The sequence below is a fragment of the Pseudomonas cyclaminis genome, from assembly GCF_015163715.1.
Classification (GTDB): domain Bacteria; phylum Pseudomonadota; class Gammaproteobacteria; order Pseudomonadales; family Pseudomonadaceae; genus Aquipseudomonas; species Aquipseudomonas cyclaminis.
Window position 1 is genome coordinate 1 of record NZ_JADDUM010000039.1, and the last position, 24032, is coordinate 24032.

At 59.1% G+C, this 24032-nt stretch carries 20 protein-coding genes; 1 reads left to right on the forward strand and 19 read right to left on the reverse strand.

The genetic code is table 11. The features are described 5' to 3' along the window. Positions 1-77: 77 nt before the first annotated feature. The 12 genes from IQK56_RS06650 to ccoN (IQK56_RS06705) form a co-directional block, all read right to left on the reverse strand. On the reverse strand, positions 78-617 hold the full coding sequence (locus IQK56_RS06650; RefSeq protein ID WP_193864156.1) for a FixH family protein: 540 nt from the start codon (positions 615-617) through the stop codon (positions 78-80). Between the two features lie 15 nt (positions 618-632). Then, positions 633-2048 carry a cytochrome c oxidase accessory protein CcoG gene (gene ccoG / locus IQK56_RS06655; protein ID WP_150677083.1) on the reverse strand — a complete coding sequence of 472 codons (1416 nt, stop codon included), beginning with the start codon at positions 2046-2048 and terminating at the stop codon, positions 633-635. A gap of 207 nt (positions 2049-2255) precedes the next feature. Continuing rightward, entirely contained in the window at positions 2256-2666 is a 411-nt protein-coding gene (locus IQK56_RS06660; protein ID WP_122307477.1) for a type II toxin-antitoxin system VapC family toxin, read from the reverse strand. Then, positions 2666-2920, reverse strand: a complete 255-nt coding sequence (locus tag IQK56_RS06665) for a type II toxin-antitoxin system Phd/YefM family antitoxin (RefSeq protein WP_099582662.1) — start codon at positions 2918-2920, stop codon at positions 2666-2668. Before IQK56_RS06665 ends, IQK56_RS06660 begins: the two co-directional genes overlap by 1 nt. Before the next feature lie 163 nt (positions 2921-3083). Further along, the gene (gene ccoP / locus IQK56_RS06670; RefSeq protein ID WP_099582661.1) at positions 3084-4061 is read right to left on the reverse strand and encodes a cytochrome-c oxidase, cbb3-type subunit III; all 978 of its coding nucleotides are present in this window, start codon (positions 4059-4061) and stop codon (positions 3084-3086) included. Continuing rightward, positions 4058-4243: a CcoQ/FixQ family Cbb3-type cytochrome c oxidase assembly chaperone gene (locus IQK56_RS06675; protein ID WP_003175465.1), complete on the reverse strand. Its 186-nt coding sequence runs from the start codon at positions 4241-4243 to the stop codon at positions 4058-4060. Before IQK56_RS06675 ends, ccoP (IQK56_RS06670) begins: the two co-directional genes overlap by 4 nt. 5 nt (positions 4244-4248) lie before the next feature. Further along, complete coding sequence (gene ccoO, locus IQK56_RS06680; RefSeq protein ID WP_003193167.1) at positions 4249-4857, reverse strand: cytochrome-c oxidase, cbb3-type subunit II; 609 nt, start codon at positions 4855-4857, stop codon at positions 4249-4251. Further along, on the reverse strand, positions 4857-6299 hold the full coding sequence (ccoN, locus tag IQK56_RS06685) for a cytochrome-c oxidase, cbb3-type subunit I (protein ID WP_112196428.1): 1443 nt from the start codon (positions 6297-6299) through the stop codon (positions 4857-4859). The genes ccoO (IQK56_RS06680) and ccoN (IQK56_RS06685) overlap by 1 nt, the downstream gene beginning before the upstream one ends. Positions 6300-6708: 409 nt before the next feature. Beyond that, positions 6709-7623 (reverse strand): cytochrome-c oxidase, cbb3-type subunit III, encoded by a 915-nt coding sequence (gene ccoP, locus IQK56_RS06690; protein WP_150677086.1) that lies wholly within the window; start codon positions 7621-7623, stop codon positions 6709-6711. After that, complete coding sequence (locus IQK56_RS06695; RefSeq protein WP_099582658.1) at positions 7620-7820, reverse strand: cbb3-type cytochrome oxidase subunit 3; 201 nt, start codon at positions 7818-7820, stop codon at positions 7620-7622. Before IQK56_RS06695 ends, ccoP (IQK56_RS06690) begins: the two co-directional genes overlap by 4 nt. A gap of 3 nt (positions 7821-7823) precedes the next feature. Beyond that, positions 7824-8432 (reverse strand): cytochrome-c oxidase, cbb3-type subunit II, encoded by a 609-nt coding sequence (gene ccoO, locus IQK56_RS06700; protein ID WP_099582657.1) that lies wholly within the window; start codon positions 8430-8432, stop codon positions 7824-7826. 10 nt (positions 8433-8442) lie between these two features. Continuing rightward, positions 8443-9867 carry a cytochrome-c oxidase, cbb3-type subunit I gene (gene ccoN / locus IQK56_RS06705; RefSeq protein WP_099582656.1) on the reverse strand — a complete coding sequence of 475 codons (1425 nt, stop codon included), beginning with the start codon at positions 9865-9867 and terminating at the stop codon, positions 8443-8445. A gap of 79 nt (positions 9868-9946) precedes the next feature. On the opposite strand from ccoN (IQK56_RS06705), the gene IQK56_RS06710 reads away from it, so the two are divergent. After that, positions 9947-10639 carry an alpha/beta family hydrolase gene (locus IQK56_RS06710; RefSeq protein ID WP_193864155.1) on the forward strand — a complete coding sequence of 231 codons (693 nt, stop codon included), beginning with the start codon at positions 9947-9949 and terminating at the stop codon, positions 10637-10639. A gap of 96 nt (positions 10640-10735) precedes the next feature. Here the strand turns inward: IQK56_RS06710 and IQK56_RS06715 are convergent, their stop codons facing one another. The 7 genes from IQK56_RS06715 to IQK56_RS06745 form a co-directional block, all read right to left on the reverse strand. Then, on the reverse strand, positions 10736-12301 hold the full coding sequence (locus IQK56_RS06715; protein ID WP_193863759.1) for a methyl-accepting chemotaxis protein: 1566 nt from the start codon (positions 12299-12301) through the stop codon (positions 10736-10738). Between the two features lie 110 nt (positions 12302-12411). Beyond that, entirely contained in the window at positions 12412-13728 is a 1317-nt protein-coding gene (locus IQK56_RS06720) for a glycosyltransferase family 4 protein (RefSeq protein WP_193863758.1), read from the reverse strand. Continuing rightward, positions 13725-14960 (reverse strand): glycosyltransferase family 4 protein, encoded by a 1236-nt coding sequence (locus tag IQK56_RS06725; protein ID WP_341869490.1) that lies wholly within the window; start codon positions 14958-14960, stop codon positions 13725-13727. Before IQK56_RS06725 ends, IQK56_RS06720 begins: the two co-directional genes overlap by 4 nt. Before the next feature lie 6 nt (positions 14961-14966). Next, positions 14967-16655 (reverse strand): hypothetical protein, encoded by a 1689-nt coding sequence (locus IQK56_RS06730; RefSeq protein ID WP_193863757.1) that lies wholly within the window; start codon positions 16653-16655, stop codon positions 14967-14969. 142 nt (positions 16656-16797) lie between these two features. Next, a complete protein-coding gene (locus IQK56_RS06735; RefSeq protein WP_193863756.1) occupies positions 16798-17217 on the reverse strand; it encodes a hypothetical protein in 420 nt (139 codons plus the stop codon). A 30-nt stretch (positions 17218-17247) separates the two neighbouring features. Continuing rightward, the gene (locus IQK56_RS06740; RefSeq protein ID WP_193863755.1) at positions 17248-18948 is read right to left on the reverse strand and encodes a DUF6270 domain-containing protein; all 1701 of its coding nucleotides are present in this window, start codon (positions 18946-18948) and stop codon (positions 17248-17250) included. Beyond that, positions 18941-24031, reverse strand: coding sequence for a methyltransferase domain-containing protein (locus IQK56_RS06745; protein ID WP_246500167.1), 5091 nt, complete (start codon positions 24029-24031; stop codon positions 18941-18943). Before IQK56_RS06745 ends, IQK56_RS06740 begins: the two co-directional genes overlap by 8 nt. Position 24032: the final 1 nt, after the last annotated feature.

Here is a 24032-nt window from a genome sequence, read left to right on the forward strand (position 1 = left end):
AGCCCCCTCCCACCTTTGATCTGTGAATACATTCAAAATGTGGGAGGGGGCTTGCCCCCGATGCGCGAAGCGCGGCTTTATTTTTTCAGGTCTTCGGCGCCCTGCAGCGGCTCATCCCCCAACAGCAAGTCTTTGTCGTGGCTGACCTCTTCTTCTTCGAACAGGCGCCAGGTCTTGTCGCCTTCCACGCCGAGCAGTTCCACGAAGCGGCGGCCCTCGACCTTGTCGGTGACCTGGCCGATGTAGCGGCCAGGTTCGCTGTCGCTGCGGGTCAGGTTGATCTTGCGGTCCTTCTCCGGCTGGGTCGGGGAGATCAGGTTCAGTTCCAGGGTGTTCGGGTTGCTGTAGCCGGTGAGGTTCAGCTCGACCTCGCCGGTCAGTTCATCCAGGTGCAGCTTGGCGCGCAGTTGCAGGGTCTGGGCCAGGCGTTCGCGGTCGAGGGAGCGGTTGATGCCTTTGCCGGCCTCGTAGTAGTTGTCGTTGACCAGGTTGTCCGGGTTGTTCACCGCGATGGTCACCATGGACAAGGTCAAGGTCACCGAGCAGGCGAGGATGCCGATGATGATCCAGGGCCAGAGGTGCTTGTACCAAGGGCTTGCGGCAGTGGCTAGGGGCATTGTTCCGTTCTCTCTTTATCGAACTTGTGGGCCGATGAATCGGCTCTTGGCTTCAATGTGGACGCTGGCGTCATCGGCATCGGTGAGGATGAATTTCACCTCGTTGGTGCTCGACGGCAGTTGTTCCGGCGCACTCGACAGCTCTACCGGCATGCTGACGATATCGCCGGCAGCCACCTTGATCTCACGACGGCCTTGCAGCTTGAGATCCGGCAGGCCGGCGGCGTCGAGCACGTAGGTATGGTCACGCTGGTCCTTGTTCATGATCTTCAGGCTGTAGACGTTTTCGATGCGGCCTTCGGCGTTCTCGCGGTAGAGCACGCGGTCCTTGCTCACGTCGAAGCCCACCAGTGAGCGCATGAAAAACGCAGCGGCCAACAGGCTGATCATCGCCAGCAACACCAAGGCGTAACCGATCAGGCGAGGGCGCAGCTTATGGGTTTTCTGCCCGGACAGGTTGTGTTCGGTGGTGTAGCTGATCAGGCCGCGTGGGTACTCCATCTTGTCCATGATGTTGTCGCAGGCGTCGATGCACGCGGCGCAGCCAATGCACTCGATCTGCAGGCCGTCGCGGATGTCGATGCCGGTGGGGCACACTTGCACGCACATTGTGCAGTCGATGCAGTCGCCCAGCCCCTGGGCCTTGTAGTCGATCCCTTTTTTACGCGGGCCACGCAGTTCGCCACGGCGTGGGTCGTAGGAGACGATCAGGGTGTCCTTGTCGAACATCACGCTCTGGAAACGCGCGTACGGACACATGTAGATGCACACCTGTTCGCGCAGCCAGCCGGCGTTGCCATAGGTGGCGAGGGTGAAGAAGCCGACCCAGAAATACGACCAGCCATCGGCCTGGCCGGTGAAGAAGTCGAACACCAGTTCGCGGATCGGCGAGAAGTAGCCGACGAAGGTCATGCCGGTGACAAAGCCGATCAGCAGCCACAGGCTGTGCTTGCTGAATTTGCGCAGGAATTTGTTGGCGCCCATTGGCGCTTTATCCAGTTTGATGCGCTGGTTACGGTCGCCTTCGGTGACTTTTTCGCACCACATGAAGATCCACGTCCACACACTTTGCGGGCAGGTATAACCACACCACACGCGGCCGGCGTACACCGTGATGAAGAACAGGCCGAACGCGGCGACGATCAGGATGCCCGACAGCAGAATGAAGTCCTGGGGCCAGAAGGTCGCACCAAAAATGAAGAACTTACGCTCCGGCAGGTTCCACCATACGGCCTGGTGGCCACCCCAGTTCAGCCACACCGTGCCGAAGTAGAGCAGGAACAACGCAGCGCCGCCGAGCATGCGCAAATTGCGGAACAGGCCGGTGAACGCGCGGGTGTAGATTTTCTCACGCGGGGCATAGAGATCGACGGTAGTGGTCGAGTGTTTGGCAGGCGGGGTAACGTCATGTACCGGTATTTGGTCGCTCATCATTGCATCCCACGGCGGTGGAGATTTGCCTCGGCCAGTACGTGCCAACCGGGGTCAAATTAGGGGTGTTGCAGTGGCGTAATGATACGCCCCCGATAGTGCGCAAAGGGTGCGACCTTTGGTCGCGTTGGGGGAAATCAATTGATGGTGTACGTGATCTGGATCAATTGACTTGGCAAGTATGGTCGGTTTTTGCGAGTGGGACGGTCATTCGTCCCAGGGATTAATCAGCGGGACACCGCTGGATTTGAAATCACTGACGTTGCGCGTGACCACCGTGAGCCCATGGACCAGGGCGGTCGCAGCGATCAGCGCGTCACTTTCATTGGCGCGGTCGGGTACATGCAGGCGCGCACAGCGTAAGGCGACAGCTGCGTCGATTGGCAGGATCCGGGCATCGAACGCGGGCATCACATGCCGCTTGAGCCATGTGCGCAGTACCTTCCCTTGCGTGGGGTCGCGGCGCTCAATGCGCAGCACTCCGGTTTCCAATTCCTTCAACGTAATCGCTGAAATAAACAGGTGGGGCGCCATGACACTTTTTGCCCAGGCCACGACATTTGCATCCGCCTGGGGTTTACGAAGTTCAGAGATTACGTTGGTGTCGAGTAGATACATCAAGAGAGGTCCACGGGTCGATGAGTGATCACGGCACGTTCGGTTTCGAATTCCATATCGGCCGCTTCCGGCATCACCAGCAGGTCCACGATGTCGGCATTGAGACCTGTCAATTTCTGGTAGTCCTCAATGCTTAGCAGTACATGGGCAGGTTTGCCGCGATCGGTGATAAAAACCGGCCCTTGCCGGGCCGCTTTTTTGGCACCGCTTGTGTCTTGATTAAATTCGCGGCTGGAAATAGTGGTGATGGTCATGGGGAGTCCCCTTTATTCGATGCAATGTAGGCACGTTACTACTTAAGCGTCAGGGACGACAACTCGGGGTTATCAACGGTCGCCCAGGTCCTGGTCCAAGGTGGTCAGAAATAAAAAAGCCCCGCCAGCGTTCGCTGTACGGGGCCTGGTTTTGCCTGAGGTGTTACTGCTCCTCAGCCTTCTTGTCTCCATGGGACAAGCTGTAAACATAGGCCGCGAGCAAGTGCACCTTGTCATTGCCTTGCAGTTGCTCCTGCGCCGGCATCTGGCCCTGACGGCCGAAACGGATGGTCTGCTGCAGTTGGGCGTAGCTCGAACCGTAGATGAAGGCGCCGGGGTGGGTCAGGTCGGGCGCGCCCATTGCCGGGGTGCCTTTGCCGGCCGGGCCGTGGCAGGCCACGCAGTTGGCGGCGAAGAGTTTTTCGCCGTTGGCCACGTCGGCCTTCACACCTTCGGGCAGCTTGCGGCCGTCGAGTTGGGTGACCACGTAGGCGGCCACGTCGCTGACGCCTTCTTCATGAATGACCGGCAACCAGCCCGGCATCACGGCATGACGGCCCTTCATGATGGTTTCCTTGATGGTCGCCGGCTCGCCACCCCAACGCCAGTCGGCGTCGGTCAGGTTGGGGAAGCCGTAGGCACCCTTGGCGTCGGAACCGTGGCACACCGAGCAGTTGGAGGCGAACAGGCGGCCACCCATCTTCAAGGCTTGCGGGTCCTTGGCGACTTCTTCAATCGGCATCGACGCGAACTTGGCGAAGATCGGCCCGAACTTGGCGTCCGACCTGGCCATTTCCTTTTCCCACTCGTGCACGCCGGTCCAGCCGGTCTGGCCGTTGGCGAACGGGGTTTGCTTGTCGTTGTCGAGGTAGTTGTAGCCCGGCAGCAGGCCTTTCCAGTTGCCCAGGCCGGGGTACAGCACCAGGTAGCCGAGGGCAAAGATGATGGTGCCGACGAACAGCATGAACCACCACTTGGGCAGCGGGTTGTCGTACTCCTCGATGCCATCGAACGAGTGGCCGACGGTCTCGTCGGTTTGCTCGGCGCGCTGGCCCTTGCGGGTCGACAGCAGCAGCCAGGTCAGGGCGAAAATGGTACCCAGACTGAGGACTGTGACGTACAGACTCCAGAACGTAGTCATTCTTTGTTACTCCTAGAAGCTTGCTCGACGTGCTTGATGGCTTCGGGATCATCCGCAAAGGGCAGCAAGGTCGCGTCTTCAAACTCCGACTTGCGCTTGGGGCTGAACACCCACAACGCCAGGCCGATAAAGGCCACCATCACCACAACGGTGCCCAGGCCACGAATCATCCCGATATCCATGTAGGTCACCGTTTGCTTTTGATGATGGTGCCAAGGCCTTGCAGGTAGGCCACCAATGCGTCCATTTCGGTCTTGCCCTTCACGGCTGCGGCTGCACCGGCGATGTCTTCGTCGGTGTAGGGCACGCCCAGGGTGCGCAAGACTTCCATCTTCTTCGCGGTGTCCTTGCCGTCGAGCTTGTTTTCCACGAGGAACGGGTACGCCGGCATTTTCGATTCAGGCACTACGTTGCGCGGGTTGTACAAGTGCGCACGCTGCCAGTCATCGGAATAACGCCCGCCCACGCGGGCCAGGTCCGGGCCGGTGCGCTTGGAGCCCCACAGGAACGGGTGGTCCCACACGCTTTCACCGGCCACCGAGTAGTGGCCGTAGCGCTCGGTTTCGGCGCGGAACGGGCGTATCATCTGCGAGTGGCAGCCGACACAACCGTTGGCGATATAGACGTCGCGGCCTTCCAGTTCAAGGGCGGTGCGCGGCTTCATGCCTTCGACCGGCTTGTTGGTCACATCCTGGAAAAACAGCGGAACGATTTGGGTCAGGCCGCCGATACTCACGGCGATGACCATGAAGAAGGCCAGCAGGCCGATATTCTTCTCGACTACTTCATGCTTCATCAGTGGGCTCCCACAACGGCGATCTGGGCGGCGGCTTCGGCTTGCGCCGGGTCCGAGGCACGCACGGTGCGCCAGACGTTGTAGGCCATGAACAGCATGCCGGTGGCAAAGAACGCACCGCCCAGGGCGCGGACGATGTAGCCCGGATGGCTGGCTTGCAGCGCTTCGACGAAGGAGTAGGTGAGGGTGCCGTCATCGTTGATTGCACGCCACATCAGGCCTTGGGTGATGCCGTTGACCCACATCGAGGCGATATAGAGCACAGTGCCGATAGTGGCCAGCCAGAAGTGCGTGTTGATCAGCCCGACGCTGTGCATCTGCGCACGGCCGAACAGTTTGGGGATCATGTGGTACAGCGCGCCGATGGAGATCATCGCCACCCAACCGAGGGCGCCGGCGTGTACGTGGCCGATGGTCCAGTCGGTGTAGTGGGACAGCGAGTTGACGGTCTTGATCGCCATCATCGGCCCTTCGAAGGTCGACATGCCGTAGAACGCCAGGGAGACCACGAGGAAACGCAGGATCGGGTCGGTACGCAATTTATGCCAGGCGCCCGAGAGGGTCATCATGCCGTTGATCATGCCGCCCCAGCTTGGCGCCAGCAGGATGATCGACATCGCCATGCCCAGGGACTGCGCCCAGTCCGGCAGCGCGGTGTAGTGCAAGTGGTGCGGACCGGCCCAGATGTACAGGGTGATCAGCGCCCAGAAGTGCACGATGGACAAGCGGTACGAGTAAATAGGACGTTCGGCCTGTTTCGGCACGAAGTAGTACATCATCCCCAGAAAACCCGTGGTCAGGAAAAATCCGACGGCGTTGTGCCCGTACCACCACTGGATCATCGCATCCGTCGCCCCGGCATAGGCCGAGTAGGACTTGAACAGGCTGACTGGCAACGACGCGTGGTTGACGATGTGCAGCATCGCCGTGACCACGATGAACGCACCGTAGAACCAGTTGCCCACGTAGATGTGCTTGGTCTTGCGCTTGACGATGGTGCCGAAGAACACCGCACCATAGGTCACCCAGACAATTGCCAGCAAAATGGCGATCGGCCATTCCAGCTCGGCGTATTCCTTGGTGGTGGTGTAGCCCAGTGGCAGGCTGACGATGGCGCCGACGATGACCGCCTGCCAACCCCAGAAGGTGAAGGCGGCGAGGCCATCGGAGATCAGTCGCGTCTGGCAGGTTCGCTGCACGACATAGTAGGAGGTGGCAAACAAGGCACATCCACCGAAGGCGAAAATCACCAGGTTGGTGTGCAGCGGGCGCAGGCGACCGAAGGTCGTCCATGGCAAGTCGAAATTCAATTCCGGCCAAACCAGTTGCGAGGCGATGAACACCCCGAGCCCCATGCCAAGGATCCCCCAGACCACCGTCATGATGGCGAACTGGCGGACTACCTTATAGTTATAAGCAGTCGGACTGATTGCTGTGCTCATTCTAAGGTTCCACGGTTTAGGTTTTTTTATAGGTAAAATCGGCCGCAAGTATGTAGAAAGCGAGGGGCCATTGCAACGCAATGGCTGACCTGGATCAATGCGTTCCACGCCAGATTCTGCGCCCTTTCCATGTTTGGCGTAAGGACAAAATCAGAAATAGAAAGCTGATCGAGTGGACAGGAAATTTATGGGGTCGCAACGATAGCCGTTGCGTACGCCAGAATCGGTCCGCTGTGGGGGAAGCGTAGACCCGAATGGCGAGGGGGGAAAGTTGTGCTTTGGAAGGGTGTGACGAACTGCCGCAGAGCGGCAGTCATAAGCGGCAAGTTGCAAGCCGCAAGAAAAAGCGGCTGCAAGATCCAAGTTGGGAGCTCTTCTCTTGCAGCTTGCAGATTAAAACGTCCTGCTGCTATTGATGGGACAGGCTGTACACGTAGGCCGCCAGCAGATGCACCTTGTCATTGCCTTGCAGCACTTCCTGCGCCGGCATCTGGCCTTGGCGGCCATGGCGAATGGTCTGCTGCAACTGCGCCAGGCTGGTGCCGTAGATATAGCCGCCTGGCAGCGTCAGGTTCGGCGCCCCCATGACGTCCATGCCGTGGCCTTCCGGCCCGTGGCACGCCACGCAGGTGGTGTTGAACGCGGCTTTGCCCGCATCCAGGTCGGCAGTGCTGTCGGCCGGCAGTGGCAACTTGGCCAAATCGTGGCGGACATAGGCGGCAACGTTCTTCACGCCGTCATCACCCAGCATCTCACCCCAGGCCGGCATCGCCGCGTGGCGGCCGTTCAGGATGGTGGTCTTGATCGCCTCAGCGGAACCGCCCCAGCGCCAGATGTTATCCGCCAGGTTAGGGAAGCCGAACGCGCCCTTGGCATCCGAGCCGTGGCACACCGCGCAGTTGGAGGCGAACAGGCGACCGCCCATCTTCAGCGCCTGCGGGTCCTTGGCCACTTCTTCCACGGGCATGGCCGAGAATTTGGCGAAGATCGGCCCGAACCTGGTGTCGGCCTTGGCCATTTCCTTGTCCCATTCCTTGGCCGACGTCCAGCCGTCTTCATAGCCCGGCAGCACACCTTTCCAATTGCCCAGGCCCGGGTAGAGGATCAGGTAGCCGACCGCAAACACCAACGTGCCGGCGAACAGCATGAACCACCACTGGGGCAGCGGGTTGTCGTATTCCTCGATGCCATCGAAGGCGTGGCCCATGGTCTGGTCCACGCTGCCTTTGGTCTCGCCCTTGCGGGTGCCGATCAACAGCCAAGTCAGGCCGATCAGGCTGCCGAGGGTCAGTACGCAGATCCATGTACTCCAGAATAGGGTCATGGCCGGTTGCTCCTTGTTGCAGGCGCTTCTTGAGCGTCGGATGGAGAAGGTTCATCGGCGAAGGGCAGCAGGCGCGCCTGCTCGAACTCCTCATTGCGCCGGTTGTTGAACACCCACAGCGACAGGCCGATAAAGGCAATGGCGACGACCAGCGTGCCAAGGCCGCGGATGGTGCCCGCATCGAATTCAAATCCCATGGTTCACCTCTTGCTCTTGATGGCAGTGCCGAGCACTTGCAGGTATGAAACCAGCGCGTCCATCTCGGTCTTGCCCTTGAGGCTGGCCACTGCGGCAGTGATGTCGTCGTCGGTGTACGGCACGCCGAGGGTGCGCATCACCTTCAACTTGGTCTCGGTATGGCTGCTGTCGACCTGGGCCGTGACCAGCCACGGGTAGGCCGGCATTTTCGACTCGGGCACCACGTTGCGCGGGTTGTACAAATGCGCGCGGTGCCAGTCGTCCGAGTAGCGGGCGCCGACGCGGGCCAGGTCCGGACCGGTGCGCTTGGAGCCCCACAGGAACGGGTGGTCCCACACGCTCTCGCCCGCCACGGAGTAGTGGCCGTAGCGTTCGGTTTCGGCGCGGAATGGGCGGATCATCTGCGAGTGGCACTGCACACAGCCTTCACGGATGTAGATGTCGCGGCCTTCCAGTTGCAGCGCGGTGTAGGGTTTCATGCCTTCCACCGGCTTGTTGGTCACATCCTGGAAGAACAGCGGGACGATCTGGGTCAGGCCGCCGATGCTCACAGCGAGCACCATGAGCAGCATCAGCAGGCCGACGTTCTTTTCAATCGTTTCGTGTTTCATCACAGACTCCTCAGGCCAACTGCGCAGTGGTAGTGGCTTCGACTGGCTGCGGCGAACGCACGGTGCGCCAGGTGTTGTAAGCCATCAGGAACATGCCGCTGAGGAACACCGCACCGCCCACCAACCGCACGATGAAGCCCGGGTGACTGGCCACCAGGGTTTCGACGAAGGAGTAGGTCAAGGTGCCGTCTTCGTTGATCGCACGCCACATCAGGCCCTGGGCGATGCCGTTGACCCACATCGAGGCGATGTAGAGCACGGTGCCGATGGTGGCCAGCCAGAAGTGCGCGTTGATCAGGCCGAGGCTGTACATCTGCTCGCGACCGAAGATTTTCGGGATCATGTGGTACAGCGCGCCGATGGAAATCATCGCCACCCAACCGAGAGCGCCGGCATGTACGTGGCCGATGGTCCAGTCGGTGTAGTGGGAGAGGGCGTTGACGGTCTTGATCGCCATCATCGGGCCTTCGAAGGTCGACATGCCGTAGAACGCCAGGGAGACCACGAGAAAACGCAGGATCGGGTCGCTGCGCAGCTTATGCCAGGCGCCCGACAGGGTCATCATGCCGTTGATCATGCCGCCCCAGCTCGGTGCCAGCAGCACCAGCGACATCACCATGCCCAGGGACTGTGCCCAGTCCGGCAGCGCGGTGTAGTGCAAGTGGTGCGGGCCGGCCCAGATGTACAGGGTGATCAGTGCCCAGAAGTGCACGATGGACAGGCGGTACGAATACACCGGACGCTCGGCCTGCTTGGGCACGAAGTAGTACATCATCCCCAAGAAGCCTGCGGTGAGGAAAAAGCCTACCGCGTTGTGCCCATACCACCACTGCACCATGGCATCCGTCGCACCGCCGTAGAGGCTGTAGGACTTGGTCAGGCTGACCGGGATTTCCAGGTTGTTGACGATATGCAGTATCGCCACGGTGATGATGAACGCACCGAAGAACCAGTTACCGACGTAGATGTGCTTGGTGTTGCGCTTCATCACCGTGCCGAAGAACACGATGGCGTAGGCCACCCAGACAATGGTGATCAGGATGTCGATCGGCCATTCCAGCTCGGCGTATTCCTTGGAGCTGGTGTAGCCCAGCGGCAGGGTGATCGCGGCCAGCAGGATGACCAGTTGCCAGCCCCAGAAGCAGAACGCGGCGATTTTCGGCGCGAACAGTTGGGTCTGGCAGGTGCGTTGCACCGAATAGAACGAGCTGGCAAACAAGGCGCAGCCGCCAAAGGCGAAGATCACCGCGTTGGTATGCAATGGGCGCAAACGGCCAAAGCTGGTCCAGGGCAAATCGAAGTTGAGCGCGGGCCAAACCAATTGGGCGGCGAGAAAAACCCCGAGCCCCATGCCGACGATGCCCCACACCACCGTCATAATGGCGAATTGGCGGACCACCTTGTAGTTATAGGCGGTACTTAAAGTAGTGTTCATGGTTCCCCATCCACGGTTCAACCCAAGCAAGTGCGGCACTTGGGCTGGAGTTATAGGCAGACTAAATAGCGAGGCAAGCATGGGCAAAGAGCACAAGGCCAGTATTGACGGGGATCAATGGGCGCAGTGTGTGCGGGAGCGCGGCTGGTTGTGGGATGGGGCGAAAGGGTCTATCGCGCGTACGCCGGTGACGCTGATCTTGGCCCACGGCGCCGGCGCGCCGATGGACTCATCCTTCATGAACGATATGGCTGCACGCCTTGCCGGGCATGGCGTCAACGTGTTGCGCTTCGAGTTTCCCTACATGGCTCAACGCCGGTTGGACGGCGGCAAACGCCCACCGAACCCGGCGCCGAAACTGCTGGAAGCCTGGCGCGAGGTGTATGCCGAGGTGCGACGTCATGTCGCTGGGAAACTGGCCATTGGCGGCAAGTCCATGGGCGGGCGCATGGCCAGTTTGTTGGCCGATGAACTGGGCGCAGAAGGGCTGGTGTGCCTGGGCTATCCGTTCTATGCCGTGGGCAAACCGGAAAAACCACGGGTCGAGCATTTGGCGGGGTTGAAAACGCCGACGCTGATCGTGCAGGGGGAGCGCGATGCATTGGGCAATCGGGCGGCGGTGGAGGGGTATGTGCTGTCACCGAGCATCGAGGTGATGTGGCTGGTGGCGGGGGATCATGACTTGAAGCCGTTGAAGGCGTCGGGGTTCAGTCATGAGCAGCATTTGGAGGCTGCTGCGGTGGCAGTGGCTGGGTTTTTGGGTGGGCTTTAGGGCCCTATCGGGGGCAAGCCCCCTCCCACATTTTGACCAGATTCCAAAGTTGGAACTCGGTCGAATGTGGGAGGGGGCTTGCCCCCGATAGCGGTATCAGCGGTTAAACCGCTCCACCAGCGAGTACTGGGTATTGGCCGTATGCGTCAGCTCTTCACTCAACTGCGCCGAGTTCAGCGCCTGCTCCGACGTCTGGTCCGCCAACAACGCAATCGTACTGATATTGCGGCTGATCTCTTCAGCCACCGAACTTTGCTCTTCAGTCGCTGCTGCAATCTGCGTAGTCATGTCAGTGATGTGCGCCACCGCTTCGCTGATTCCCACCAACGCCTGATCCGCTTCCATCACCCGCGCCACACCTTCTTCAGCCTGGCGATGCCCGGCGTCCATGGTTTGCACGGCGGCGGCGGCAGTTTGTTGCAGCTTGGCGATCAGGGCATGGATCTGCCCGGTCGACTCGGCGGTACGCTGCGCCAACTGGCGCACTTCGTCGGCCACCACGGCAAACCCTCGGCCCATCTCGCCGGCACGCGCCGCTTCGATGGCGGCGTTCAACGCCAACAGGTTGGTCTGGTCGGCAATGCCTTTGATCACGTCGACAACGCCGCCGATCTCGTCGCTGTCCTTGGCCAGCTGGGTGACGGTCACGCCCGTTTCGCCCACGGCAACCGACAGGCGCTGAATCGCCTCGCGGGTTTCCCCGGCGATGTCGCGGCCGCGACCGGTCAGGCGATTGGCTTCCTGGGTGGCGTCAGCCGTGCGCTGCACATGGCTGGCGACTTCCTGGGTGGTCGCCGCCATCTGATTGACCGCCGTGGCCACCTGTTCGGTTTCCACGCGCTGGCGTTCCAGGCCGCTGGAGCTGTTGTGCGCCAGGGTGTTGGACTGCGCCGCCTGGTCGTTCAGGTGCTCAGCCGTGTCCTGCAAGCGCGTAAGACAGGTCTTCAGACGTGCTTCCTGGCTGAGGATCGACATTTCCAGGCGCGCCTGGGCGCCACGGCTGTCGGTGTACATCTGCGCGATCAACGGGTCGGACGTGGTCTGCTCGGCCAAACGCAGCAGGCGCTTGAGGCCGCGCTGTTGCCAGCTCAGGCCCAGCAGGCCTAATGGCACCGACAACCCTGCCGCCAGGGCAAAGCCCCAGTGGGAATTGAGCGACGCACCGATCATGAAACTCAACTGGCTGACCAGGATAAACGGCAGCCAGTCCTGCAACACCGGCAGCCATTTGTCCCGCTGGGGAATGGCCGACTTGCCCTGGTTGATGCGTTGGTAGAGCGCTTCGGCCCGGCGGATCTGCTCGGCGGTGGGCTTGATGCGCACCGATTCGTAGCCGACCACCTGGTTGCCTTCGAAGACCGGCGTCACATAGGCGTTAACCCAGTAGTGATCGCCCGTCTTGCAGCGGTTCTTAACGATGCCCATCCATGGCAAGCCTTGTTTGAGCGTGGTCCACATATGCCCGAACACCGCCGCCGGCACATCCGGGTGACGCACCAGGTTGTGCGGTGCGCGCAGCAGTTCTTCACGGGTGAACCCACTGATCTCGACGAAAGCGTCGTTGCAGTAGGTGATCACGCCTTTGGCATCTGTGGTTGAGATCAACCGTTGCTGAGCGGGGAAGGTACGTTCGCGCTGGGTAACGGGTTGGTTATTACGCATGGTTGTTCAATCCGCAAGGCTTTCAGGGGGTATCGGCACGCAGAGCGAAATATTGAAGATTATTCTTACAGAACGTGTGAAAAAGCCGCAGGTTCAAGGGCCGTGTTCGTCTAGCCCAACAGAGAGGCGGCCATCACTTCGGTGATGACCGGGAATCGGCAGGGTGAACTCATCCAGTCCAGGCGCAGAAAGGCCCAGCGCTTGATTTCTTGGTAGTGCTGCAGGATACGGCCAGGTGCTTTCATGCGTCGCGGGGTGCTCAGCACATCCAGCGCCATGTGGTGCTGGATCAGGCTGCGGGAATAGTTTTCCTTGAACGCGGTCCGGTTGACGGTCGACAGGCTCAATCGGTCCAAGGCCTGCAACGCGCCGTCGATATCCCCGGGTTCAAACACGCAGGCATTGGTGATCTTGGCGGTGGTGAACTGCTTGGCGTAACCGGCCAGCCCGGCCAGGATCGGCTTGCCGGTGGCAGCGTACTCGAACAGTTTGGAGGGCAACACGCGCCGAAAGGACTTGAAGGTGTTGAGATGCAGAAAAAGGATATCGGCCTGCCGGTAATGCTCGATCAGGTTGGAGCGTTTGGTCGGGGCGATCAGCTCAACATTAGTAATGTTTTGCTGCGCCAGGGCGCTGCGCAGTTTGTCCGCGCTACCACCGTCACCGATGACATAGAACTGGGCCTTGCTCGCCAGCTTCTGCGCCAGCGCCGGCAGGATATGCTCAAGGCCCTGGCCTGCGCCTATGTTGCCCGCGTACAGGATTTTAAGGCGGCTCGCGTGGGGGGCGGGCACTTGCGGGCTGCCCAAGGGCGGCAGGAACAGGTCATCGACGCCATTGGTATACGTCGAAAATGCCAGGCCTGGGTAACGCTCGACAAAGTAGTCCTCGAAGCCCGGGGAAATCAGGTTGACCCGACTGGCCTGGTGGATCGTGAAGCGCTCCACCCAGGAGAAGAACAGGGTCACCATCCGACCAAACTTACCGGGGAAAAGCTCGGGCAAGGTATCGACGAAAATATCCCGGATATCCAGGTACAACGGGGTTTTACTCCTGAATGACAGGGCTGCGCCCAACGCGGCGGTCATCAGGCGTGATGAAGACGCGACAATCAGGTCGTACTCCTGACCCTTGACCGCGTTGTTCACACCACGGGCATAGGCGGTAAACGCCCTGACTTGATCGGCCATCCTGCTTTTGTGAAGGGGCAGGCGAATGCGCCGGATCGTCAAGCGTGGGCCCGCCTGAAAATCCTCGGCCTGGGTGTTGTACGAGTGGTAGCGGTTAGGCTGCGTCGTGAGCACATCGATGTGCACGTTGGCGCCACTGTGCGCCAGCAGTGCCTTGGCCAGCGCTTCGACGCGAAACGAGCCTGCCGCCAGGTCCGGCGGGTAGTAGAAGCTCAGGAGCAGGATGCGTCGGGTCATTGGCGTGGGGCGCTGTGCCCGCGCTCCAGTACGGTTTGGTACAGGTTCAACAACTGATCTTCCTGCTGCTCCCAATTGAGCTGAGCGGAGGCCTGTGACGCGTTTTGCGCCAGCACCTTGCGCAGCTGCGGGTCGCTGGACAGTTGATTGAGTGCGGCACTCAAGGCGGCATCGTCACGGTCGCGCACCAAGAGCCCTATACCGTATGCCCGCACAATGCGTCGAATCTCCGGCAGGTCGGTCGCCACCACGGGCAGGCCGGCAATCAGGTATTCGAACAGCTTGTTGGAGTCGGTGGTGAAATGGTTCATGCAGGTATTTTCTATCGGTTGAACCCCGATGTCCGCTGATGCCGTATAGCTGGGCAAGTCGGCCAGGGAAACCGTCGGGATAAAGTGCACCTGTTCCGTCAGGCCCAGCGCCTGGCTGAGTTCGCTCAAGGGCTTGGCCAGGCGGCCGCCACCGACGAACACAAAATAAGTCGCGGGCACCGTCGCGGCGATCCGAACCAGGCGTTCAAGGCCACGGCCCTGCTGCAACCCACCTTGATAGATCACCACCGGCCAGGCCTGGGTCAGTCCCAGTTCCTCGCGAATGCGCCCGGTGGCAGGGCTGACCGTGAAGCGCGGACGATTTTGCAGCACCACGGGACGCGGGATCCCGTAAGCGCGGGCAAAGAACTTGGCGCGGGCGTCGGTCGTGGTGATCGTGCCCTGTACCCTCGGCATCAACGTCCGTTCCACACGGGCCACCAGGCCACGGAAGCTGTTATAGCCTTCACGGCTGGTGCTGATTTCATGGGCGTCATACACCACCTTCGCCCCGCATAACTTGGCCGCCAGCCAGGCCGTGGGCAAGGTATTGACGTCATGGGCATGCACCACCGTCGGCCGATGCCAGGCTATCCGCGCCAGCAGGCCGAGGTGGGTCCACAACCGCGCAACGATGCGCAGGACTTGTCGGGTGGGGCTGAGGCGGCCGATTGCACCGCTGGCCGAGGCCGCCGCTGCCGGCGTTGCTGTGCAGGCCTTGCGCAGCTTCCATAACGGGCTGCGCGCGACACGGACCACCTGAGTACCGTTTTCCAGTCGCTCTTTCTCCTGCGTGACGCCGGGTGTGTGCAAGGCAAAGACCGTCACGTGATGACCGGCGGACTGGAGCGTCTGGGCTTCCTTTAAAACACGTGCGTCGTTGCGGAATTCATTCCAGACGATCATGGCGATGCGGGTCACTGGCGGTTATTCCTGTTCATGACTGGACGTTTTAAGAAGCTCAAGTTGCTCAAGCATGGTGGGTAGCAGGGCAATGGCGTCGCTGAAGTTCGAGCGGTAGCACAAGCGCTCAAAGGCGTAAGTGAATGCGCATAGCACGATGGCGGCGGCGGGAACATTGGCCAGGGTTTGGCGCTTCAACCTGGCAGTCTCAATGGCATGTTTGAGTTTGGCGTGTTCCCCCACAGGCCAATTTGAACCGACGGGCTCTATTTTCCAGCTGGCCCAGTGACTGACGTGTGTGGTCCCCGTGTCGTCAATGAGCAGCGTGTCTGACGTGGTGTCTTGAGAAATGATTTGCCTCGGCAAGGCAGCCAGCACGTCAATCAGAACGTCGTAGTGCTCACTGAACCGTTCAATATCAGGCACCTGTTCCGGTGTGGAAATAATATGAAGGTTCTTGATGACGTCGCGGGAAAGTCTTTGTTCGAGGTATTGATGGGAACGACTGAAACGCATGACCAGCGATTCCGCTGGCTCAATGCACAGCAGTTGTTCGTTGATGGAGACAACGCCGTTACCGATTTCTCGATGCAACAGCTTTCGATAGTTATCAAAGTTGAAGACGTGACAGTCCAGGTTTTGCACCTTGGTTCTTCCGACGAACTGCGGGGCCGGGGCGTCCGGGGTGTTTTTCAACAGCGTATGTTCTTGCTCGGCCAGTGACTTGCTGTTCTCTCCGAATAATTTGAACAGGTATTTTTCGGGTTGGGCACTGTGTGTCGACGCAAATTCTGCTTCAAAAGAGTAGATGTCCGCGCGACCCAACTGATGCCAGCGGGTGGAGACCAGCGTGAGGTCCGCAGACGTGACACAGCTGATTGCGGTCGCCATCCAGAGGTCGCGCTGGGTCTTGTCGAGCAGTGCCGTCATGTTGTCGGCGTAGGTGCCGTTATCCACTATGAGTTGCTGGTTGTGGAAGAACAAAGCGTTGATCTGGCGGTGCTGAGAGCGCAGCGCAATGATGTCCTGCAGCAGGATGTTGAAGCGGGACATGCCTTGTCTGATCAACAGGAGCGAGATCAAGGCCGGGAAGATCTTGGGCGGCGACAGGTACAGGAAATCAACGATCATGCAGGCGAAAATGAATAGAAAACCGACTGAGCACAGCGCATTCAAGGTGACCGCGTGATGCTGGTCAAGCAGCCGCCTGATCGAGGTTTTGTTGTTGTAGAGATTGACGAGGCCCAAGTATGCCAATGTGCAGTAGATAAGGGTGGCAAAGAAAAGCAGCGGGTAGATATAGAGCAATATGGCGAGTGAAGCTGCGGCGAAAGTGCCCGCCGACAGGCCACGGGTAAAGCGTGCGTAAGCCTGGGAAGCCACCTGCTGCTGATTTTCAAACAGGGTGAGTTTTCCACTGTTTTTAAGCAGCGTTTGCGCGCCTTTCTTCGCGTGGTGGGAAATGATGAATTCGCAGGTCAGATAGAGCAGGTAGCAGATCAGCGCGAGCAGGCTGAGCCCAACGATAAGGTGGGTTTTTTGCAGGCTTTTCAGGTACAGCGGATAGTATTTTGGAACGGTGTCCGACCCGAGTAGGATCAGCACTTTTATCGGCAGGAAGAATGTAAGAACCAGCAATATCTGTGCGAACAGGTTCGCCGCAAGCACGGTGAGGGTCGCCGCAGGTGTGACGGCGTAGAACTTGCGACCCAACGAGTAATACCACCCGAAAGTAGATTTAATGCTTCTCTGAAGTCTAATCATCGTAGGTTGAATGGGGACGTCATAAGCCAATATTACCTTTGTGCTCGATCTGCAGGAGCCCCGCGGGGCTCACTGCTTCTACCGGTATTCTTCAGATTGACTGCCAATACAGTGAGAGCTGGCTGGTTTGACCGGCGGCGGTCGTTTGTTCCTGATAGATGCTGCCTACGACCGGGAGGCCAGGTTTGTAGTAATGAACCTTGAACGCCTTATCACTGTTTTCAATGACTTTTCGGGTGTAGCCCAACTTTGAGAATTTATGGAAAACAGTGTTCTCGGCAACTTTAGCCCCCGAATCGAACTTGATTTCGTGCAACTTCAACGCGCCCTTTGCATTGGGCTTGGCAAGCGTTTTGACCAATTCGCCGCTGAGGGAAATTTTTTCGCCATCACTCAGCGTCAGTGTGTTGTTGCTCGCAGCGTTCGTGGCGCTCTGTGAAGTTGAAGTATCTTCGTTTCCGCAACCCGCCAAGCTGAGCAAGGCAGTAAGAATGATGGCAATTTTTTTCATGTTGAATGCTCAGTGTAAATGGGGGCTTTATTAATTCATGATGCGGGCGAGTAGCTGTTTCGCCACGGTTTTGTAGTAGGTGCTGGTGTAGTGATAGGGGCAGAAGGCCCACTTGTGGTCGCCGCCCGCCATCAGGCCGGACTCCATGCCGCCAATCTGCTCCACCGCCGTTGAACTGTCTTCCAGGGGGGCCAGCATGTTGTTGATGATTTCGTTATTCAGTTCGATAAGTTTTGCGAACTCGGACGTATCAAACGATTCAACCTGATTGGCCGTGTCGCGGTAGCTGTTTGCCCATACCGCCTTGTGCACGAAAATGTTCGGGCAAATGGACGCGACTTTTTCCAGGAAGGCAGGAAGCGCCCACTCTCTAAGCGCCTTTGCTTCGGCACTCCAGGGGCGCTTGATTTCAAATTCGATACCCGCTCGTTCGAAGGCTTTGATCATTGGCCCGCTGGCGGAAAAGATGGAGCCATGGTGCTGAATCAGGCCGATACGCTCGTCGATGAAGTCTATAAGAATAATGTCCGGGCGCGCTTTTTCGAGATCCGCCCAATGATTCTTGGCCAGGTCATAGGCCGCACGCTTGTCTTCGAATCCTTCGCCGTTGATCCTGACCCGCGTGTCCGTGCATGGCATGCCCATATAGGAGATGACGGAAGACCTGGCCATATAGAAGCAAACTTCAAAGTCACCCAACGCAGACGTCTGAAACTCAAACAGGTCGCGTGTCACGCAGGAACCCAAGATCGCCACGCGAATTTTTGCGCTCGAGCCATTTACGGGGTTAGGGCGCACGGCGCGACGTTCGAATCGCTCTTTTTTGGCCGTTAGAACTTCAAGTTCACTGGCTGAGTTCTCCGTGGGCTCACGCAGGGTTTTCTTGATCTCGTTTCTCAGGTTGCCGAGTTTCTCCAGGTACTTGTGCGGCATGCCAATCGGTGATTGGCGCAACATGGTGCCCAGGTAATTCAAGTTGTCTTGGGTCAGGCCATAAACGCTGAAGAATTTCGGATCGAACCCTGTTCTTTTTGCCGTATCCCCCAGGATCCTGGCGCGTGCGCCAAAGAAATAGGAGTCACTGAGCGGATGCTTGGTGTAGAGAAAAAGCGGGTAAGGCTTCTTCAAGGAAATGTGGGCGGACGGGATGTTGTGTTTTTCCAGCGTCTTGATGACGAGGTGGTGCGCATACTGCGTGATGCTTTTTTCTTTGACGCCAGGCGAGCGGTCAACCAGGGTCAAGGCCAACGCAAGCGTGTCGTAAGTCACTTCACGGAAACAATTATCGGAGGGCAGAAACTCGATGCCGTTGTTCAGCGATATGACCAACACTTGCTCCGACACGGCTGTATTCAGCGCAGCGTCTTGAATAAGGGCCATGACGTTGGTGTGAATGCAGTCATCGTCGTCAATACGCGAGGTAATAACGGTCGGCGCCTGTTCGTTTTTCAGCAGCCGCGAAACCTCGTTACTGACCAACGAGTAATCGTCCACCTGGATGATTCTCGCATTCAGTAAGGTCTGCGCAATGGCCTGTTGCAACCGGTGCAAATGCACGACGGGTAATTGCGTGTCAGCAAAAATAATCCATTCGAAATCGGTGGTGGTTTGGTTGGCCAACGAGGGGAAAACCGTGTTCAGCAGGATTTCCATGCGGTACATGAGCCACAGCTCATCTTTGATGCCGATGCCGAAGTTAGTAAAAATGTAATGCTTGAATGACTTATTCATGACGACTCATTTTGCCGAACAGCGCTAATTCGGCTGTGGAAATATGCGTTTTCTCGCTCTGCTGTACGACACGCCGCCTGGCGTTGACGGACTGTTGAGCGAAAAGCGTTGGATCGAGAAACAGCGACTCTATGGCGTCGCTCAAACCGGTGAACGACTCCGGCTCACACAGGTACCCGCAGTCAGCATCGACAAACTCGGCGATTGCACCCACGGCACTGGTCACGGGCACCAGGCCCGAGGCCATTGCCTCGTCGCGCGAAACACCTTGGGTGTCCATTCGGCTTGGGCACAGGAAAATCCCGAACTCCTTGTGCAACTTGGCAATTTGAGCCTGGGGCAGATAGCCTCGTTGAATTCGCACGTTGGGGTAGTGGCGCAACGGCGCCAGAGTCTCGTCAAACAGCGGGCCGTCGCCCACCATGAGGATGTCCAACTCCTTGAACCAAGGCTTCTGCGCCAACAACTGAATAGCCTTGACGCTCAAGTCGTTGGCATACGTACGCGACGCATACGGCCGAATCGACAGGATCTTCTTACGCTGCTCAACCGGCTTTTCCTCATAGGAAAACAGCTCGGTATTGATCGGGTTATGAATGATCTCGTATTGGCTTTCCGGCAGGCGGAAGCCTAGGTCTTCCATCACTTCTTCGGCAAAGTAGCGCGAGACAAACACCAGTTTCAGATTGGCCGGCATCGGTTGCAGCAGTTCACGCCAGAAGCTCATGCGCTTGTCGCTGTCGAGTTTGCCCAGTGCGAGTTGCTCTTCGGTGTTGAAGTTGTATTCGCGACGCCACCAAGGCTGGATTTCGGCGCCGTGGACCCACACGGTCAATGTGATGTGGTCGAGGTGCTTGCGCAGCACTTCCCACATGCCAGCGTCGAGGAAGTGCACCAGCACCGAACGGTAGGCGCCGGATTCGAGGATTTTTGCCAGGGTTGCCTGGGAGCCGGTGACCACGTCGATGTTTTCGAATTCGTGGTAACTCACCGACTCGCTGTTGCGCAGGCGGAACACGTCGACGTTGACGCCTTGTTCTTTGTAGGCCGCAACGCGTGTGTGGACAAAGCCGTTGCGGTACAGGTCGTCATAGGCCGGGTAGTGGTTGGTGATCAGCAAGTGCTCGGATTTGCCCAGCATGTCGCTGGGCTGCAAGTCCCGATGGCCCAGCACCAGCGCTTTGATATGCGTGCTGCCGTTGGCGTAGGCACGCACGCCCAGGCGAACGAACGCCGCTTCAGGCGGTACGTCAAAGGTGTGGTTGCGGTTGGCGTGTTGCATCACGTGGCTGATGCGCTGCTTTTGCGCATCCAGGAACAGCACTACCCATTGGATATTCAGGCCCGGCGTTGCGTCCAGGTAAAGCTTGACCTTGTCACCGCCGCCCAGCACATCAATCGTCAGTTCCTGCTTGGCGTAGTGGTACTCGTGTTTGCCATCTTCAAGCGTGGACGAAATTTGCCACTCACGGCCTTCAACGGTTTCCGTGAGGTGCTTGCTGCGCATCGGCTCAAACAGCGCGGCCAGTTGGCTGCCGCAGATTTCCGGTGACGTGTGGCTGGCTTCCAGCGGCGCAATGGCTTCGGCGCGACGTTGAAGCTCGTCGATGCTGATCCCAGTGTCCAGCGCCAGGTCGTCCACGACGGCTGACACGTCGGCGCCGGCTGCCTGCTTGCAGTAGTTGAAGGCGTCAATGGCCAGGCATTGCTCGTGTGCGTATTCCAGGGATGGCGCGTTGGCCAGCCAGTCGTTGACGCGCTGATCGGCAATCAGGCCGGCGTGAATCAGGCTGGCCCGCACGGCAATGTGTGCCGGGCGGCGATAGGCCTGGCCAGGGTTGGTCAGGTGGATGCCGTCTGCCGCCTGGACAAAATGCGCGGTTTTACCGATCACTTGTGCCTGGCTGTAGCGTGTCGCCAGGGCCAGGTCGAGCAGGTAGTTAGGGCCGTAGTAATCCTCGGCAACCATCGTCCCCACCCACGCGGCATTCGGTGCCAGCGTTTGCAGCGTGACGGTTGCTGCCTGTGCCGGGGTGATGAAATGCAGACGCGGGTCGCAGGCCGGTGCGGTGCGCTGCACCTGCTCATCGGCCACCACGTGCAGCGTGAAGTCCGGGTGACGCTGGCGCAGGCAGTGCTGGTTCAAGGCCGCCAGTTGCGTAGCGTTCTCGGCCTTGGCGACGATGCAGAGGCGGGGCAGGGTGTCTGCCGCCTGTTCGCCGGTCACTTTGCTGATCACGTAGTTCAGGCGGTGCGCGTAGGTGTGCTCTTGCATGACCTTGCGCAGGGCCGCCAGGCGCAGTTTGTCGCTGTAACGCTCATCACTGGTATGCAGGTTCAGTCGACGCAGCATTTCCGGGCCGCTGTCGGTGGTGATGACCAGGTCACCAAAGAGCAAGCGCACGCCACGGGAGAAGTTGCTGACGGTGACGGTGTTGGAACCGAGCAATTCGAAGACGCGACGAGCGAACATCGACTGCGACTGTTTGATCGAGTTGAGGTTGATCGCATAGCGATAGCCTTTGTAGGCCAGGTCGATCTGGTCGAAGCTCAGGGTGCCGACAATGTAGGGTTGGTATTCGCCAGGGAACTGGTAGTTCTTGTCGTCCTTGCCGAAATTGCGGTCGAAGATATCCAGGGGGCGCAGACGCGGCAGTTCGCTGACAAAGCTCGCCAGGTCGCGGGTGCGCTCGGGGTAGCGCGCGTAATACGCACCGGCAAAGCAGAACGCATCTTTGCGCTCATACAACTCGACCGGGTTGTGCACGGCCGGCTGGCAGGCGAAGGGCAGCAAGTAGACCCGCTCGTGACCCAGCGCGCCTTTGTAGCGGTGGATGCAGTCGATGTCTGTGGTGAACACGAAGTCGAACTGCTTGGCGGTGGAGAGGAAGGTTTCGAAGTGGACCGGGTCTTCCTTGTTCCAGAACACCGTCGGCACGTTGTGCTCATTGCACCACTTCAGGATGTCTTGCAGTTCCTGGCCGTTATGCCCGATTTTGCTGCCCCACAAATCGTCCTTGCCGCGCCAGGCCGACTCAATGAAGAGCAACTCTGGCTGGAACTGTTGCAGCTCCGCCAGCCAGTCGTGCGGCGTCAGGGGCAGCAGGTTGCATTCGTTGCGATAGGAACCGAAGGTGAATTCGTCCATCACACAGGCGACTTTCAAGGCACTGATTGAGCCCTGGGCGCCGTTGAGCAGGCTGCTGCGCAGGTGGTTGGCGTCGTCGAGCAGGACGGGCAACAGCACGGATTCCGCGGCTGGCGGAGGCGGCAGTGCCGCGACGGGCGCTTCAACGCCAATGCTCAGAACAGGCGTGCTTTTGCGACTTTTGTTGGCTTGCCGGTACAGGTTGAGCAGGTTGCCCGGCAGGCGGATCATGCCGCCGAATGAACCGGCGCCCGACTTCAATTGGTAGCCCAATTGGTAGGTCATGCTGGAGCGGGTCTTGATCAGCCGCTGCTCTGCGTGGTGTCGCTTGGCTTGCGAGCTGCGCAGTTCGTCAGTAAGCGCTTCGATCCGGCGTCGTTGCTCGCCTGATTGCTCACGGAGTTTGTTCAGTTCGGATTTCAGATGTGGAATCTGCGCGCCGGTCGCGTCACGGTATTTTTTATTGGCGTCTTCCAGCCAACTTTTACACGCGGCCAACTCATGCTGTACCAGGTTCAGGGTTTGTTCGCGCTCGTCGAGGTGTGCGGCCTTGAGTTGCAGATCGCTTTCCAGCAGAGGGCGAGAGGCGCGCTCCTGTTCGAGGGCGTCCGACAGTTCGGCACTGTGCGCGCGGCTGCTTTTGAGTTCTTCATTCAACTCAAGCGTTTCTTGCTCGTACTGGGCGTGGAGCCCGTCGATTTGCAGCAACAGGCTGTCGATGTCTTTTTCCAGATTGACCTGGAGCGCCTCATGGGCGTGACGCTGTTCTTCGGCCTGGTGGGCTGTATTCAAGCGTTCGGTTTCCGCCAGATGACGCGCCGCGCGTTCTTCAGCGAGTTGCTCCTGCAGCCGCAGGTTTTGCTCGGTGAGCGCTTGAACTTCATCGTTGAGCACGTTCAAGCGGGTTTGCGCTTCGGCGTGCCAACCGCGCATGTCCGTGAGCTCGGACTGATACTGCTCGTGCTGAGACAGCTTCAGCGCCTCAAGCTCGCTCAGTCGTGTCTTGAGTTGTTGGTTGTGCTCTGTGGCAGCCCGGTATTTATTGTTGGCTTCTTCCAGTCTCGACTGAAGCTCGACCTGTTTGGCCAACTCGGTGCTCTGAACACTGATGGTGTGTTCCAGCGACTTGACTTTCGCCGCTTCGGGCTTGAGCTGAGCGATCTGCTCGGTGGCGGCGCGGTACTTGGTGTTGGCGTCTGTCAGGTTTTTACTGGTGCTGGTCAGGCTGTTCTGCAGGTTGCGCTCGATGGCCTCGAAAGCTTTTTCGAGGGTGGCGATCAGTTCGAGGTCCAGGCTGAGCGGGGCTGGCGCTGTTGCCGGGTGGGGTTTGGTGGCAACCACACCGAGCCATTTACCCAGCACTTTTACCTGCGTGACATGCAGGTGCTTGCTGAGCAGGCGCAGGGGTTCGAGCAGATAGAACGTGTGCTTGTGGTCGATGAAGTCGTTGACGCCAAAGGGCACGGTGATGATTAGGCAGCCATCCGGCTTGAGCAGGGACGCGGCTTTCTCAACGAACGGTTCAGGGCGTACCAGGTGTTCCAGTACTTCACTGATCACAATGGTGTCAGGCTCGGAGTCCTGGGTGTTCAGCGACAGGAAGTCAGCGTTCACGTAGCAGATTTTTTCCTGCACGTGCGCAGGCTCGTTCGCCAAGTAGCGCTTGGCTTCCTCGATGGCTTGCGGGCTGGTGTCGACGCCGGTGACCTCGCAACCCTCGCGGGCCAGCAACAGGGGGACGATGCCTTGGGAGCAACCTACATCCAGCACTCGGCGCCCGGATACCTGGGCGCAGATCCAGTGAATCCGCGACTGGGTTTCACGCATGAAGTGTTCGCCCAACTTCCCGTAATACGCCTCCATTACACGGTCATGAATATCTGCCAGTGGCGCAGGGGCTTGCGTTGTCGTTGGAAGTTGGACGCTATTCATCATC